Source organism: Croceivirga thetidis (assembly GCF_012272815.1).
Classification (GTDB): Bacteria; Bacteroidota; Bacteroidia; order Flavobacteriales; family Flavobacteriaceae; genus Croceivirga; species Croceivirga thetidis.
Map to the genome: position 1 here is coordinate 921,186 of NZ_JAAWWL010000001.1, position 16,098 is coordinate 937,283.

Genomic DNA, 16,098 nt, shown 5'->3' on the forward strand with positions numbered 1-16,098 from the left:
TGCTATGAAGATTTATCTGAAGATTTGGAGACAAAAGAACGCTGACACCAAAGGGAGTATGGTTGACTATACTCTAGAGGGTGTAGAAAGCGATATGTCTTTTTTGGAAATGCTAGACGTTCTAAATGAAGAATTAATTTCAAAAGGCGAAGAGCCTGTTGAATTTGACCACGACTGTCGTGAAGGCATCTGCGGAACTTGCTCATTAATGATAAATGGTCGCCCACATGGGCCTGATTCAAAAATTACGGTTTGTCAATTACATATGAGGAGTTTTAATGATGGTGATACCATCGTAATTGAACCATGGAGAGCAAAAGCTTTTCCTGTAATTAAGGACCTTATTGTAGATAGAACTGCTTTTGATCGCATACAACAAGCAGGTGGTTATATTTCAGTCAATACTTCTGGAAGACCTGTTGACGCCAATGCGATTCCAATCGAAAAAGAAGCGGCTGATGCCTCTTTTAATGCTGCTACTTGTATTGGTTGTGGTGCCTGTGTTGCCGCATGTAAAAATGCCAGTGCCATGCTATTCACCTCGGCCAAGGTTTCTCAATTCGCACTATTACCGCAAGGTCGAGTCGAAGCGACCGAGCGTGTATTGAATATGGTGCGTCAAATGGACTTGGAAGGATTTGGAAACTGTACGAATACCGGAGCCTGCGAAGTAGAATGCCCTAAAGGAATATCATTGGAAAATATTGCCCGAATGAACAGGGAATATTTATCTGCCAGTATAATTGGATAATTTTCTATCCACTTTATTTCAAATAGAATCAAAATCCCGGATTAATATCTACATCCGGGATTTTTGTATTTTGGACAATGGCAAAGTCTTATTCTCAAGAACGTATAAAAGTTCCACGTTTTAATGAACAATCGGGATTCTATACCACTCCTGAACGCTCAAAGATAATGTCAAAGATTCGAGGCAAGAATACCAAACCTGAACTGGCATTACGAAAGGCACTTTGGGCTGAAGGCTATCGCTATCGTATCGACTACAAAAAACTGATAGGCAGGCCAGACATCCTTCTGAAAAAACATAAGACTGCCATCTTTATCGATGGAGAATTCTGGCATGGCTACAATTGGCCGGAACGGAGGGAAAAAATAAAATCAAATCGAGAATTCTGGATTCCAAAGATTGAACGAAATATTCAACGTGATTCTGAAGTTAATGCCGAACTCCAAAAATTGGGTTTTACTGTTTTTAGGTTCTGGCAAAAAGAAGTTGACAAAAATCTAGAGTCTTGCCTAACAAAGGTTTTGAATCACTTAAAGAAAAATAAATGACATCAAAGTTGCCCAATGTCGGTCACTCAATTTTTACCACCATTAGTCAATTGGCGAACGAGTACAAAGCCGTAAATCTCTCACAGGGCTTTCCAAATTTTGATGTTGATCCTAAATTAATTGAACTCGTTTCCGAAGCTTTAAAAAAGGGGCATAATCAATATGCTCCGATGCAAGGTGATTTTGAATTACGGGAAACCATAGCCCAGAAAATTGAATCGCTGTATGGAAGAGCATATCATCCTGTAAATGAAATTACGCTTACTGCTGGGGCGACTCAAGCAATATTTACAGCTATTTCGGCTTTTATAAAATCCGATGATGAGGTGATAATTTTTAAACCTGCCTATGATGCCTATGAACCATCTGTAATCTTGAATGGTGGAAAAATCGTTCCTGTACAATTGAAAAAAGACCATTCGATTAATTGGGAATCATTTAAGGCAGCTTTGAGCTCCAAAACCAAAATGGTCATCATTAACTCACCACATAACCCTTCTGGAGCAATTTTGAGCAATGCCGACCTTTTGGAATTGGAAGTAATCCTTAAGGACAGATCAGTAATTGTACTCAGCGATGAGGTATATGAACATTTGGTTTTTGATGGTCAGCGTCACGAGAGTATTGCCAGATATCCTGAACTGGCTAAGCGTAGCCTTATCTGTGCTTCATTTGGAAAGACTTTTCATGTTACAGGATGGAAATTGGGATATTGTGTCGCTCCAAAGGAATTAATGCAGGAATTTCAAAAAGTACATCAATTTGTTGTTTTTGCAGTGAACCATCCAATGCAAAAAGCAATAGCCAACTATTTAAAAAATGAAGAACACTATTTGCAATTAAACCAATTCTATCAGCAAAAACGGGACTATTTTTTGGAAGCAATCAAATCTAGCAGATTCACTTTTTCTCCCGCTTCAGGAACCTACTTTCAACTTTTGCAATATGATAAAATCACAGATGAACCTGATATTGAATTCGCTACAAGACTAATTACTGATTATAAGATTGCAAGCATACCAATTTCAGTTTTTAATCATAATGGAATTGACCATAAGCAGCTAAGATTTTGCTTTGCTAAAACGAACCAAACCTTAGATAAGGCCGCAGAGATATTGAACGCTATTTAACGTAGTGATGCGTTCACTTTTCGCATAAACTCACCGATTTTACTTGGTTCTAACCAGCGTGTAACCACCACTAAACCGTTTTCTTTATCTACTACTATAAAATTACCTCCGAAACCAGCAGCATAAAAGATGTTTTCAGACAGGCCTTCCCAGTGTCGATTTCCTTCTTTTTCGTTCAACCACCACATAAACCCGTAATTTGGATTTGGTTTTGAAGGGGTAACTGCCATTTGAATCCAATTCTCACTTATGATTTGTTTTCCATTCCAGTTTCCATCATTAAGAAAAAGCAATCCGAACCTGGCCATATCTTCAGTTGAAATAAAGATGCCTCCACCTGAGTGACCACCCCCGGTAACAGATTTCATTTTTAATCCGTCTACAGTGGTCCACGCATGTTCATAACCAAACCAACGCCAAGTAGTACTTGCACCTATATTATCCATTAGGTTTTCTTTCAGCACTAGGGGCAATGGCTTGCGCCAAACTTGTGTCAATGAATAAGCAAGGACGTTTACCCGAACATCGTTGTATTCCATCTTTGTGCCAGGTTCGACCAATTCGCGAAATTTCCAATCGTCTAAATCCCCTTCACGAGGAGGCCGATCAGCCCAATCTTTAATTCCGAAAAGTTCTCCCGACCAATCAGAGTTTTGTTGCAATAGATTTGCCCATGTGATTTTTTCATTATGAGCGCCACGAAAAGTACCATCCCAAACATATTGTCCTACCTTATCATTTACATTAGCTATTAAATTTCGATCTACTGCCAATCCAGCTACAGTAGAAAGAAAACTCTTGGTTACACTAAAAGTCATATCGACCCTATTGATATCACCCCAGCTCTTTACCAAAAACCCATCTTTGAGAATCATCCCTGCTGGTCCACCTCTTTTTTTTGTTGGCCCCAAAATTTCATGGAATGGTTCGCGCTCAAATCCTTTCAAAATTGCCCTTCTTAAATCTCTTGATCCAGAATACTCATTTTCTTCAGCAAAGTTGATTGCTTCAATCAATTTAGAATTATCAAATCCAGCTTTATCAGTTTCGATAGTTTGCCATTCTTGATTGCGCTCTGGAAAAAATCGTTCTTGTGCGCTAATACAAAATGGAAGCAACAGTAATGCTAAAAGTAGGGTACTTGTTCTATTCATTCTCATAGTGTTTTCTTCATTAACCAATCCGTCTGTTTGTCATTCCCAATATAGTATGGGTGTTCCCCAAACTTAACGAATCCATTTTTCTGATAAAATTTGATTGCTTTTTTATTTTTCTCCCAAACCCCTAACCAGAGATAATCCTTAAACTTTTCATGACAAAGTTTTTCAACGTTTTTCAAAATTCTCTTTCCAATGCCTTTTGATTGAAACTCTTTCAAAACGTATATTCGTTCCAATTCAATTCCAACCTGTTCCTTTAACTCGGTTTGAGCATCAAATTCATTGATTTTAAAGTAACCAACTATCATATTTTCATTTCTAACAAAAAAGAACGCTGTGCCATTGGTAGTTAATTCTTTACGTAAGGTTTTCATTGAAAATGCACTTTCAATATAAGAGCCAAAATCTTCAGGATTATTTTGTGATTTAAAGGCGTCTGTGAAAGTCTTTTTGCCTATTTGTTGAAGTAATTTCAAGGAGTCAATGGTGACCAATTCGAATTTTAAGTCCATAGCTCAAAATAGGAAAACAAAAAAGCGAATCCAATTAGATTCGCTTTTTTGAGCTAGCATAAAGGTTCAAATCATGAACAGCTTTCGTGTTAATACAAAAAGAGCCCTAACATACTGCCCTTTTCGTTTTGATGAAAGATGCTCACTCATCGAATCACGATAGATTGAATTTTGCATCTTACTATTGATTTGGGAACACCTAAATCTATTTTAAAACCTTTTAAATTCAAAAACTATGTTGCAAAGTGATTCGAAACTGTTGTATTCCATAAAAAAAGGACTGAAATACAGTCCTAATTTTTTTGTTGAGTAGTGTTGGAAAATCTTGGTTATAGCATAAACAATTTTCTGACCAACATCTTAAATCCGCTATAGAAATCACTGCGGTAGACCTGAAGCTCTTCTTCAACAGATCCTTGATTAAATTTAGAAAACATTGTTAAGAGTTTTGTAGGTTAAAAATTCTCGCCAAAAGATAAATATCAATTGGGGATTAACCTAACGTCTTAGCGGATTTTTTATTGCTTTTACCGATAAAATTTGGCTTGAACTTTCACGCAAACGTTATAGTGCCATTTCAGGTACTTCTGATGGGGTAATCAAGGTGCCTTCAGTTGCATTTTTGATATCTTCCACACTAACCCCAGGGGCCCTTTCCAATAAATGAAATGCTCCATTTTCCACTCCTAAAACGGCCAAATTGGTTACGATTTTTGTTACACAACCTACTCCTGTAAGCGGAAGGGAACACTGTTGTAGTAATTTGGATTTACCTGCTTTGTTGGTATGCATCATTGCTACAATGATGTTATCAGCTGAAGCAACAAGATCCATTGCTCCACCCATACCTTTGACCATTTTACCTGGAATCTTCCAATTTGCTATATCTCCGTTCTCTGCAACCTCCATAGCACCTAAAATTGTGAGGTCAACGTGTTTTCCACGAATCATACTAAAACTCGTTGCAGAATCAAAAAAAGAAGCTCCGGGCAAAGTCGTTATAGTCTGCTTTCCGGCATTGATGATATCAGCGTCTTCTTCCCCTTCAAAAGGAAAGGGACCCATGCCTAAAACACCGTTCTCACTTTGAAATTCAACACTAATATCCTCACGTACAAAGTTGGCTACCAAAGTGGGTATACCAATACCAAGATTAACATAGTAACCATCTTTAACTTCCTGGGCTATACGTTTGGCAATTCCGTTTTTGTCAAGCATTATTACGTGTTCTTACCGTTCGTTGTTCGATTCTCTTCTCATATTTCTCTCCTTGAAAAATACGTTGAACGAAGATTCCTGGTATATGAATTTGATTTGGATCAAGGCTTCCGGCCGGTAGTAACTCCTCAACTTCGACTACTGTTATTGTGGCCGCTCCACACATACATGGATTAAAGTTTCTGGCAGTGCCCTTAAAAATCAAGTTTCCTGCCTCATCTCCTTTCCAAGCCTTTACAAAAGCAAAGTCAGCCTTAAACGCCGGTTCTAAAACATGCATTTTACCATCAAACTCACGTGTTTCTTTGCCTTCGGCTACTTCGGTTCCAAAGCCAGCAGGTGTGTAAAATGCCGGGAATCCAGCTTGTGCCGCCCTACATTTTTCTGCTAAGGTACCTTGAGGGGTAAGTTCAACCTCTAACTCTCCACTGAGCATTTGACGTTCGAACTCATCGTTTTCACCGACATAAGAAGAAATCATTTTTTTTATCTGTTTCTCTTGTAGTAGTAAACCAAGGCCAAAATCGTCAACGCCAGCATTGTTTGATATACAGGTCAAATTGTTAACCCCAAGTCTTACCAATTCAGCAATAGCATTTTCAGGAATACCACATAATCCGAAGCCCCCTAGCATTAAAGTCATACCGCTTTCAACACCAGCTAAAGCTTTATGGACGTCTGCAACAGTTTTCTTAATCATCCTATTTCTACTTTGCGCTAAAAATCAAGTTCTTCTAAATCGTCTTCGACATCAACTTCCTTTTTCTGTTTCTCAACAACTTTTGTGCAGTCAACATTTATTGACAGGTCTTCAGGTTCTTCGAAAGCATCAGTAGAAATTGAAAGTTCTTCATTGGCATAATTGGCTTTCATATAAAGTGCCCATATAGGAAGTGCCATTGTGGCGCCTTGACCATAATTCAAGGTTTTAAAATGGGTAGCACGTTCCTCTCCTCCTACCCAAACTCCAGTAACCAAATTGGGCACCATGCCCATGAACCAACCATCACTTTGATTTTGGGTGGTTCCGGTTTTACCTGCAATCGGGTTCGTAAATTGATATGGATAACCGGTTACAACCTCTTCGTAGACATGGTTTTTGCCTGCCCAGGCATGCCTGAGACGAGTACCTGAACCTGCCTCAGTAACACCCTGCATGAGATTGACCATGGTATACGCTACATCTTTACTTAACACATCCCTGGTTTTTGGGACATATTCGTATAAAACTGCACCGTTTCTATCTTCAATACGGGTAATCAGTACAGGCTCAACATAAACGCCTTGATTAGCAAATGTGCCATAAGCTCCGACCATTTCAAACACATTCATATCTGGGGTTCCCAATGCAATTGAAGGCACTTCCAACATTTCTCTGCTTAAGCCCATGTTTTTAGCGATGTCAACTACCGATCCAGGCCCCACTTGATCTATCAATTGAGCCGTTATCGTATTAACGGAATTAGCAAGGGCATTTTTGAGGGTTTTCTTCTCTAAAGAGTATTTGCCATCTGAGTTTTTAGGACACCAAATATCCACATTACCATGTTTGCCAGCTTCTATACAATACTGTGTGTCAGGTAACGAATCACAAGGAGAGTATCGTAATTGATCAATTGCTGCCGCATATACAAAAGGTTTGAACGTAGAACCTGCTTGTCTCGCTCCTTGAATAACATTATCGTATTGGAAATGTTTATAATCCACACCGCCTACCCAGGCTTTTACATGGCCGGTTTGGGGCTCCATTGACATCATTGCTGTTCTGAGGAATGTTTTATAATACTTGATGGAATCTATAGGTGTCATGATTGTATCTTTCTCATACGAATCACTATTCCAATCAAAAACCTTCATTTCTGTTTCTTTTCTGAACGATGCACGAATTTCGTTTTCGGAAATCCCTCGTCTATCCATTGATCGCCATCTTTCTGAGGTTTTCATCGCCCTTTCAATAATATTTTCTATCTGAAAATCTTCCAAATCAAGAAATGGCGTGGTTGGGTTTCTTTCGGGGGTGTTTTGAACAAAAAATTCGGCTTGCAACCTTTTCATATGTTCTACCACAGCTTCTTCAGCATTTTTTTGCATTCTAGAATCAATGGTGGTGTAAATTTTCAAACCATCTAGATAAATGTTGTATTCAGAACCATCCGGCTTGGGGTTGTTTTTAACCCAATTTCTTAGCCAAAAACGTTGCATATACATCCTAAAATAGGTTGCTAACCCTTCATTATGGGATTCAGGGTTAAAATTGATTTTTAACGGTAATTCTTGAAGGGAGTCTTTGATTTTCTTATCGAGATAACCATATTTTGACATCTGTGCCAATACTACGTTTCTTCGATTTCTGGTCCCCTCTGGGTTTCTATGGGGTCGTGGATTATAAAGAGATGAGTTTTTAAACATCCCCACGAGCATGGCACCCTCTTCTACCCGTAAGTCTTGTGGTTCTTTTCCAAAATATATTCGAGCAGCCGAACGTATACCATCAGCATTATTTCCAAAATCATAGATATTAAAGTACATGGCTATGATTTCCTCTTTGGTATAATTACGCTCCAACCGTGTGGCTATAACCCATTCTTTTATTTTTTGGGTCAATCTTCCTACCAAATCCCTGCGCTTGAGTCCAACAAAAAGTTGTCTTGCCAACTGTTGGGATATGGTACTGGCACCACCTTTTTTCCCTAAAAATGCAAATGCCCTAATTGTACCTCGAGCATCAATGCCTGCGTGGTCTTCAAAACGAGCATCTTCCGTGGCAATTAATGCATTTACTACATGTTCTGGAATGGCATCATAGGAAACATCAGTTCTATTGTCTTCCAAAAATATCTTACCTAGTGTCTCACCATCTGAAGATATAAATTCAGTAGCCAGTTTTGTTTGGGGGTTTTCCAATATTTCAAAAGTGGGCAGTTTCCCAAAAACACCCCAAGAGGCCAATAAAAAGACAAGCACCATTAACAATATTCCAGATCCAAAGAGAATCCAGAACCATTTGATGTATTTTAAAAACCCCTTTGCCTGATTTAACAACGCCTTCATACTACTGTGTTACTTTTTGTATTTCCAATCCAAAATCTGTGATTCCATTAAGGGCTGCTAAACCTTCGGCCTCTCCATTTTTGCGCATTGCTTGTCGAACCCGAAGTTTGTAATTACCCGAATCTTTGAATTGAAAAGATTCTTTATACCAGAGTTTACTCTCTTTTACACTCCCCATACCAACGCCTAACCATTCTCCGGTAGGTTCGGCCATTTGGTACTCAAGGGTATCAATCAAAACTTGGCCGCTTGGTGAATCAAGATAGGTGATAAGGAATAGATTGCTAAAAGGATATCCCTCATCATTTCTTACGTTCAAAAAGAGGTTATAGTTGTCGGCAGGGTCAAATTTTGGCATATCAAAAGACAAGGTATCATTAGCGGCCCATGAACCATTAGCTAGATTTTGATACTCATGAAACACCTTTCCTTCTTCTGAACAAGAAACCAACATAACGAGTAAAAATCCAAAAAATAATTTCTTAAGCATTGTTGGATTTCTTTTTATTACGGTGTTTACGGTTCTTCGATTTCCCTTTTCGAGCCTTGCTTCTTTTCGGCCTATCGAAACGATTTAGGCTATCTTGCCCAACCACATTTTCAAACAATAAGGCGTCGTCATTTTCTTTCTCGTTCTCACTTGCATATTCTTCCAAACTGGTAATTTTTTTTCCAGATTTGTTAATCGCTAGTATTTCTTGAACTTGTTCTTTTTTCAATGCATACCAATTCGCAACATCACCTTTGTACGAATACCATAGCGTCTCTTTGAAAATATCGGCTTTTTGGCAAAAGGCGACACCTTTTTCGGTTGCTAATTTTGCATCTTGTGAAGGAAAATCTTTCAATGCCTCCAAATACGTATCCAACTCGTAATTCAGACAACACTTTAACTTGCCGCACTGACCTGCCAATTTTTGTGGGTTCAGAGCAAGTTGTTGGTAACGTGCAGAGGCCGTACTGACCGAACGAAAATCAGTCAACCAAGTAGAACAACAGAGTTCCCTGCCACAAGATCCAATACCTCCTAAGCGTTGCGCTTCTTGGCGATACCCAATTTGACGCATTTCAATACGAATGCCAAAGGCCTTGGCCATGTCTTTAATTAATTGCCGGAAATCAACCCGATCTTCAGCCGTATAATAAAATGTTGCTTTGGAACCATCACCTTGAAACTCAACGTCGCTCAGTTTCATTTGTAGATTCAACGAGATTGCGATTTCTCTAGCCCTTTTTTGGATGTCTTCTTCGCGGGACCTACTTTTTTGCCAAATATCAATGTCTCTCTGGGAGGCTTTACGGTAAATTTTAGGAAGATTTTCATCTTCGGGATTTACTTTTTTCTTCCGCATTTGGACCTTAACCAGTTCTCCGGTCAATGTTACAATGCCAACATCATGTCCAGATTTGGCTTGTGTCGCTACAACATCACCAATGGTTGGGGGCTTACCTTCGGTTATTCTATAAAATTCTTTTCGACTGTTTTTGAAACGGACCTCAACACAGTTAAAAGGTTTCTGTCCGTTTGGGGGAGCCATATTGGAAAGCCAATTGAAAACGGTAAGCTTGTTACAACCATCAGAGCCACAAGTTCCATTGTTCTTGCAGCCACGCGGTTGTCCATCCTTACCGGTTGAACAACTGCCACATGCCATATTGTATATCTTTGATTGGTCCGAAATCAACAATGGGACCAACTGGGTTCATAAAAATCGTTCAGTAAATATACCACAAATTATACCGAAGATTTTTGCTATTTCTTGAATTTAAGAACTTCTGAACGCCCTTTTTTAAAGATTTTATTACTGGCGTGTTTTCCTTTCCGAAGTCTTTTTTGTTCATCGAAAGGAAGCGCTTTGACCTCTTTGCATTCATCAGAACAACAGTTGTCCATGGCAGCTGCACATTCTTCACATTGGATGAATAATAAATGACAGGCTTCATTGGCACAATTAACATGGGTGTCGCAAGGCTTGCCACATTGATGGCAGTTTGCGATTACATCTTCCGAAATACGTTCGCCCCTTCTGTGATCGAATACAAAGTTCTTTCCCAAAAACTTGTTCTCAAGTTCTTTTTCCCGAACCTGTCTGGTATACTCTATAATACCCCCTTCTAATTGATATACCTGCTTGAACCCTTTGTGTTTATAATATGCACTGGCTTTTTCACAACGTATTCCTCCTGTACAGTACATCACCAATTTTTTGTCTTCCTTATGTTGAGAGAGATCAGCTTCTATTATGTCGAGGGAGTCCCTAAAAGTATCAACATCAGGTGTAACGGCATTTTTGAAATGACCAATCTCGCTTTCATAGTGATTTCGCATATCGACGACAACCGCGTTCGGGTCTTCAATAAGTTCATTGAACTTTTCGGCCCCAACATGAATCCCTTTATTGGTGACATCAAAGGTGCTATCGTTCAGCCCATCAGCAACAATTTTTTCCCTGACTTTCACCTTCAATTTTAAGAAAGATTTATTGTCTTGTTCAATGGCAATATTTAATCGAACATTTTCTAAAAAGGAAATACTATCTAGATGTTCCTTAAATGAATTAAAGTTTTCAGCGGGTACCGATAATTGGGCATTTATACCTTCTTTGGCTACATAGATTCGGCCAAGTACCTCAAGGGCATCCCAGGCCAAGAACATATGATTTCTAAAAATAGAGGTGTTTTTTATGTGCGCGTACTGATAGAAAGAGATGGTCAGTCGGTCTTTGCCGGCTTCCTCAATTAACTTTTCTCTTTCCTTCGCACTCAAAGTATTGTACAGTTGCATGCTATACCAATGTTTAAGTTGAAGAATTCTCTGCAAAAATAAAAAAGGCATCCTACAATAAGGATGCCTAATCACAAACTTTCTTTTTCATAGACTGAATAGTTGTGATATAAACAGAATTGGGGACAGTAATTTGAATTAGTCATTAGCATAGATACTGAGCTAACAAAAAGGTTGCGTTGCAAAACTTAAAATATAAAAGAAGTGGTATTTTAGTCCTTTAAATTTTTATGGAAATGAGCAAAGAAAAAGATGCCAAATTAAAAGCGCTAAAGCTGACCCTGGATAAACTGGACAAGACCTATGGAAAAGGTGCGGTCATGAAAATGGGTGACAGTAATGTTGAAGATGTTGAAGTAATATCTTCAGGTTCCCTAGGGCTGGATTTGGCATTGGGTGTAGGCGGTTTTCCGAGAGGTAGGGTTATTGAGATATATGGTCCTGAATCATCAGGTAAAACCACACTTACATTACATGCAATGGCCGAAGCACAAAAAGCAGGAGGTATTGCGGCATTTATTGACGCAGAACATGCATTTGACAGGTTTTATGCACAAAAATTAGGTGTTGATATCGATGACCTTATTATTTCTCAACCGGACCACGGTGAACAAGCATTGGAAATAGCAGATAATTTAATTCGCTCTGGTGCCATTGATATCGTCATTATTGATTCTGTTGCCGCTTTGACCCCAAAAAGCGAAATTGAAGGTGAGATGGGCGATTCAAAAATGGGACTACACGCTCGATTGATGTCACAAGCCCTACGAAAGTTAACCTCTACGATAAGCAAGACCAACTGTACCGTAATTTTCATCAACCAATTGCGTGAAAAAATCGGCGTTATGTTCGGTAATCCTGAGACAACAACTGGAGGTAATGCATTGAAGTTTTATGCTTCAGTACGCCTTGATATCAGAAGGTCTTCTCAAATAAAAAATACCGATGGTGAAGTCATGGGTAATAAGACCCGAGTTAAGGTTGTGAAAAACAAAGTTGCACCTCCTTTTCGGACGGCTGAATTTGACATCATGTATGGTGAAGGTATTTCGAAAGTTGGTGAGATATTGGATATGGGAGTATCCTATGAAATCATCAAAAAAAGTGGGTCATGGTTCAGTTATGGTGACTCAAAACTTGGTCAGGGAAGAGACGCCGTTAAGACTTTATTAGAGGACAATCCAGAACTCGCTGAAGAGGTTGAAGGTAAAATCAAAGAAGCAATTGCAGCGCTTTCCAAATAACTTAGAATTTTAAAAGAAATTCCAGATAATAAAAAGAACGCAACCAAGTTCTTTAAAAAGCATCTTTAACCAAGAAAAAAGCAGTAAATGCGAAGGATTAGTAAGTTTTTGGTTGCGTTTTCTTTGGTTCTATTTCTCTTTGGATGTGAATTGGATTCAGGCGAAAATTTCTACTTCATTAACTTAGAAGTGGTAAGTGCTGATTTTCCAGAAAACTTCATCATGGGCCAGACCCATTCAATTGCGGTGAGTTATAGACGCCCGGATGATTGTACCTTCTTTGAAGGTTTTGATGTGCTCTCCCCCGATGATAGCACGCGAAATGTTGTTGCCATTGGTACCGTTTTCACAAATGACGATTGCAACAGCACAAATGATTTGGTTGAGGCTACGCTTTACTTTACCGTATTGAATAGCGAATCCTATCTTTTTCGGTTCTATAGTGGAAGGGATAATACCCAACAACCAATTTATGTTGAATATGAAATAGAAGTAGTAGACGATACAACCAACCAATAAGCAAGCAAAAACCTGCGTAAACCCCATATGAGTATTGAAGAGCTCATAGTTAACTGTAAAAAAGGTCAAAGAATGGCCCAAGAAGAACTGTACCGAAAATATTCGGGTATTTTGTATGGCATATGCCTAAAGTACTCCAAGAACAAAACTGAGGCTGAGGATAATCTTCACGACAGCTTCATGACCATATATGATAAAATCGGGCAGTTCAACCACAAGGGTTCTTTTGAAGGTTGGATGAAGCGCATTACGGTGAACACCATAATGCAGAAATACAGAAAAGAGAGACATCTGAAAGTTGTCTCTGAAAATATTGGCGACGAAGCTGATTTAGAAGTGGACCACAGTAATATCAGCTTATCAACGCTTTTGAATTACATTCAAGAGTTACCCAATAAATACCGGCTCACCTTTAATCTCTATGTTCTTGATGGGTACACCCACAAGGAAATAGGGGAAATGTTGGGCACCTCAACAGGTACATCAAAATCAAACTTGGCAAGAGCTAGAATGATTTTGAAAGAAAAATTGGAAAAGGAAAATATAAACATTGCTTAATTGCATTGAAATGGATCAAAACAACTTAGACAAATTGTTTCAAAAAAAGCTCGAGGACTTTTCCCCTACCCCTGATGAACAGGTATGGGGCAGAATCGAAGCTTCTCTGAACAAAAAGCAAAAGAAACGGGTAATCCCCATTTGGTGGGGCGTCGGTACTGCTGCGGCCATTTTGATTTTTGCCGTATTGCTTTTCAATCCTTTTGAAGTAGATGAAAACTTAAATCAAAATCCGGTCACCAACACAGAGGTCAATTCCCAAAAGCAAGAGGATGAAGTAGAATTACCTACAAATGAAGTGAATCCTGCTTCTGTGAATGACATATCCGATGAGTTGGTAGAAACCGAAAAAGATTCTCAGATTGAAGAATCGACTAAGGATTCTGAAAATCAAAACACACCTTTAGCACCGAGTAATCAATTTTTGACCACTAACAAAAATGATGGACTAGCAAGTTCAGAAGTAGGTGCAGAACAGCAGGTTGAAGAACGTCAAAAAGAGCAAGGGAAAAAGGAACATTCACCTGAATTGAACTTTGAGAAACCTACAGACGATTTAATGTCAGACAATGCCGTTGCCGTTCAAGAAAACCAAAAGCAACAAGCAAAATTCCAAGAAAGTAAAACGGAAGAGGCCATTACTGATTCTGATGAAAAATCAGAAAAAAAATCAATTTATGAAGCGATTGAGGAGCAACTAAAGAACAGTGACGAGACTGAAGTAGCAGAAATTATTCCTGGAAAATGGAGCATAAGTCCTTCTGTGGCGCCGGTTTATTTCAACGCTATCGGGCAAGGCTCACCAATTCATTCCAATTTCAGCGAAAATGGAAAGGCTGGTAAAGTGAATTTAAGCTATGGTGTTGCTGTTGGTTATGAAGTTGGGAAGCGCTTAAAGATTAGGTCTGGTGTTCATCGCGTAAATATGGGCTATGGCACAGAAGACATACAATTTTCATCATCTGTAGAAGGCTCAACGAATGCCATGATTGATAATATCGATTACAACAGCACATCTAGATCATTGGTCGTACAAAGCAGAAAAAGTTCTGGAACCGAAAGTTTAAGTGATGGCCCAACAGCAAATGCGGAGTTAGCAGCAAATACCAATCCAGCCCTTAATGGTAGTATGGTACAGCAATTGGGTTATTTTGAAGTTCCTATGGAATTGAACTACGCCTTGGTTGACAAAAAGTTTGGTGTCAATTTAATTGGTGGTATCAGTTCACTTTTTTTGGTGGATAATTCCGTTTCACTTGAATCTCAAGACGGACTTATAACCGAAATGGGCGAAGCTAATAATGTGAATTCGGTCAATTTCAGTACGAATGTTGGGTTCGGACTTAATTATCAATTCACCGATAAAATTCAATTAAATGTTGAACCTATCTTTAAATATCAACTGAATACTTTTACAGAAAGTGCGGGTAATTTTAATCCTTATTCAGTAGGCGTTTACAGTGGGTTGAGTTTTAAATTTTAATGAAGTTGGTTAGGTTTTGCAACACTTGTTGCAACCAAAAAAAGCGTTCTTTAAACAGGAACGCTTTTTTTATTCAATTCATTCAAAATGGTGTTTCGAGATTCATTGCGTAAAGTTCTAGTGTCTTCGAGCTCAAGTATACCCGTTTCAATCAATTGATGCACTTTTACCCTTAGCCTGCCGGGATATCCGCTAAAAAACTCCCATGGAAAATGCTCCTTACAATCGTAAAAAGTCATTGGCACTACTGGTATCTTATGTTCGATGGCCATTCTAAAGGCTCCGTCCTTAAAATGATCCAAGAGGATGTTTTTCTCAGGAACACCTCCCTCAGGAAAAATGCAAATACTTAATCCGTCATCCAGTCTTTTTCTAACACTTTTAAAAACCTCAGCCCTGCTTCGAGGACTTTTCCTATCAACCAAAATGCAGACGCGCTTATAGAAGAATCCAAAAATCGGTAGCTTTTCCAATTCCTTTTTACCCACGAATACAAATGGATTTTTGCTGACATAAAGCATCAACATAATATCTATCATGCTCGTATGGTTTGAAATAAGCATGTAACTTTTATCACGATCTATTTTTTCAGCCCAAGTTATTTTGGGAATTAGTCCCATACCAAACAAGATTGGCTTCGCCCAAAGATTACGGGCCATCCAAAAAAACTGTCGATACGTTTTAGGGTTGATTGTGGCTAAAAATAAGGGTAATGAAAATGTAATCATTGGTACAGCAACCAGGATAAAAAACCAGATTCTATACAGTGCGTGGCCAATGTTTTTAAGTACTTTCAACACCCGGCAAAAGTAGAATTTTTAGCTATCTTTAATCAGTAACCAATTTAAAACTAAAATTATGGGAGGTTTAATTTATGCCTTACTTATTGGCGCTATTGCAGGTTGGCTAGCCGGTAAAATCATGAAAGGAGGAGGTTTTGGCGCCCTAATCAATATTATTTTAGGTATTGTAGGTGGCGCTGTTGGCAATTGGCTTTTTGGAGTACTCGGATTACATATTGGGTCGGGTATTGTTGGTGACCTGATTACAGGTGTCATTGGTGCCATTGTGGTGCTATTTGTTGCAGGACTATTTAAAAAATAGGTTCATTTTAAAAAGTAAATCCAAAGCGGCCTCTG

17 protein-coding genes are annotated in these 16,098 nt (G+C 38.8%); 8 read left to right on the plus strand and 9 right to left on the minus strand.

Annotated features, from left to right (window positions below; translation table 11 throughout):
• Positions 1-4 precede the first annotated feature (4 nt).
• From HCU67_RS04190 to HCU67_RS04200, 3 genes are all read left to right on the plus strand, one after another.
• Positions 5-751, plus strand: a complete 747-nt coding sequence (locus tag HCU67_RS04190; protein WP_168551324.1) for a succinate dehydrogenase/fumarate reductase iron-sulfur subunit — start codon at positions 5-7, stop codon at positions 749-751.
• A 77-nt stretch (positions 752-828) separates the two neighbouring features.
• Positions 829-1,299 (plus strand): very short patch repair endonuclease, encoded by a 471-nt coding sequence (locus tag HCU67_RS04195; RefSeq protein ID WP_168551325.1) that lies wholly within the window; start codon positions 829-831, stop codon positions 1,297-1,299.
• Positions 1,296-2,429: a methionine aminotransferase gene (locus tag HCU67_RS04200; RefSeq protein WP_168551326.1), complete on the plus strand. Its 1,134-nt coding sequence runs from the start codon at positions 1,296-1,298 to the stop codon at positions 2,427-2,429. Before HCU67_RS04195 ends, HCU67_RS04200 begins: the two co-directional genes overlap by 4 nt.
• Here HCU67_RS04200 and HCU67_RS04205 read toward each other — a convergent pair.
• The 8 genes from HCU67_RS04205 to trhO form a co-directional block, all read right to left on the minus strand.
• Positions 2,426-3,589 carry a serine hydrolase domain-containing protein gene (locus HCU67_RS04205; protein WP_168551327.1) on the minus strand — a complete coding sequence of 388 codons (1,164 nt, stop codon included), beginning with the start codon at positions 3,587-3,589 and terminating at the stop codon, positions 2,426-2,428. The two genes, HCU67_RS04200 and HCU67_RS04205, sit on opposite strands and share 4 nt — an antisense overlap.
• On the minus strand, positions 3,586-4,101 hold the full coding sequence (locus HCU67_RS04210) for a GNAT family N-acetyltransferase (protein WP_168551328.1): 516 nt from the start codon (positions 4,099-4,101) through the stop codon (positions 3,586-3,588). Before HCU67_RS04210 ends, HCU67_RS04205 begins: the two co-directional genes overlap by 4 nt.
• Before the next feature lie 564 nt (positions 4,102-4,665).
• A complete protein-coding gene (locus HCU67_RS04215) occupies positions 4,666-5,319 on the minus strand; it encodes a 3-oxoacid CoA-transferase subunit B (protein ID WP_168551329.1) in 654 nt (217 codons plus the stop codon).
• Complete coding sequence (locus HCU67_RS04220; RefSeq protein ID WP_168551330.1) at positions 5,312-6,019, minus strand: CoA transferase subunit A; 708 nt, start codon at positions 6,017-6,019, stop codon at positions 5,312-5,314. Before HCU67_RS04220 ends, HCU67_RS04215 begins: the two co-directional genes overlap by 8 nt.
• Positions 6,020-6,036: 17 nt before the next feature.
• Positions 6,037-8,370, minus strand: a complete 2,334-nt coding sequence (locus tag HCU67_RS04225; protein ID WP_168551331.1) for a penicillin-binding protein 1A — start codon at positions 8,368-8,370, stop codon at positions 6,037-6,039.
• 1 nt (position 8,371) lies between these two features.
• A complete protein-coding gene (locus HCU67_RS04230) occupies positions 8,372-8,860 on the minus strand; it encodes a gliding motility lipoprotein GldH (protein ID WP_168551332.1) in 489 nt (162 codons plus the stop codon).
• Positions 8,853-10,025, minus strand: a complete 1,173-nt coding sequence (locus HCU67_RS04235) for a PSP1 domain-containing protein (RefSeq protein WP_168551333.1) — start codon at positions 10,023-10,025, stop codon at positions 8,853-8,855. The genes HCU67_RS04230 and HCU67_RS04235 overlap by 8 nt, the downstream gene beginning before the upstream one ends.
• A 98-nt stretch (positions 10,026-10,123) precedes the next feature.
• Positions 10,124-11,155, minus strand: a complete 1,032-nt coding sequence (gene trhO, locus HCU67_RS04240; RefSeq protein ID WP_168551334.1) for an oxygen-dependent tRNA uridine(34) hydroxylase TrhO — start codon at positions 11,153-11,155, stop codon at positions 10,124-10,126.
• Positions 11,156-11,391: 236 nt separating this feature from the next.
• Between trhO and recA the strand changes: the two genes are divergently transcribed.
• The 4 genes from recA to HCU67_RS04260 all read left to right on the plus strand — a co-directional run bounded on the left by recA (position 11,392) and on the right by HCU67_RS04260 (position 14,959).
• The gene (gene recA, locus HCU67_RS04245; protein ID WP_168551335.1) at positions 11,392-12,399 is read left to right on the plus strand and encodes a recombinase RecA; all 1,008 of its coding nucleotides are present in this window, start codon (positions 11,392-11,394) and stop codon (positions 12,397-12,399) included.
• An 87-nt stretch (positions 12,400-12,486) separates the two neighbouring features.
• Positions 12,487-12,918 carry a hypothetical protein gene (locus HCU67_RS04250; RefSeq protein WP_168551336.1) on the plus strand — a complete coding sequence of 144 codons (432 nt, stop codon included), beginning with the start codon at positions 12,487-12,489 and terminating at the stop codon, positions 12,916-12,918.
• 27 nt (positions 12,919-12,945) lie between these two features.
• Positions 12,946-13,476, plus strand: a complete 531-nt coding sequence (locus tag HCU67_RS04255) for an RNA polymerase sigma factor (RefSeq protein WP_168551337.1) — start codon at positions 12,946-12,948, stop codon at positions 13,474-13,476.
• Positions 13,477-13,486: 10 nt separating this feature from the next.
• Positions 13,487-14,959: a midas domain-containing protein gene (locus HCU67_RS04260; protein WP_168551338.1), complete on the plus strand. Its 1,473-nt coding sequence runs from the start codon at positions 13,487-13,489 to the stop codon at positions 14,957-14,959.
• Between the two features lie 50 nt (positions 14,960-15,009).
• On the opposite strand, the gene HCU67_RS04265 is transcribed toward HCU67_RS04260, so the two are convergent.
• On the minus strand, positions 15,010-15,579 hold the full coding sequence (locus HCU67_RS04265) for a lysophospholipid acyltransferase family protein (RefSeq protein ID WP_345890688.1): 570 nt from the start codon (positions 15,577-15,579) through the stop codon (positions 15,010-15,012).
• 238 nt (positions 15,580-15,817) lie between these two features.
• Between HCU67_RS04265 and HCU67_RS04270 the strand changes: the two genes are divergently transcribed.
• Positions 15,818-16,063 carry a GlsB/YeaQ/YmgE family stress response membrane protein gene (locus HCU67_RS04270; protein ID WP_210423620.1) on the plus strand — a complete coding sequence of 82 codons (246 nt, stop codon included), beginning with the start codon at positions 15,818-15,820 and terminating at the stop codon, positions 16,061-16,063.
• Positions 16,064-16,098 lie beyond the last annotated feature (35 nt).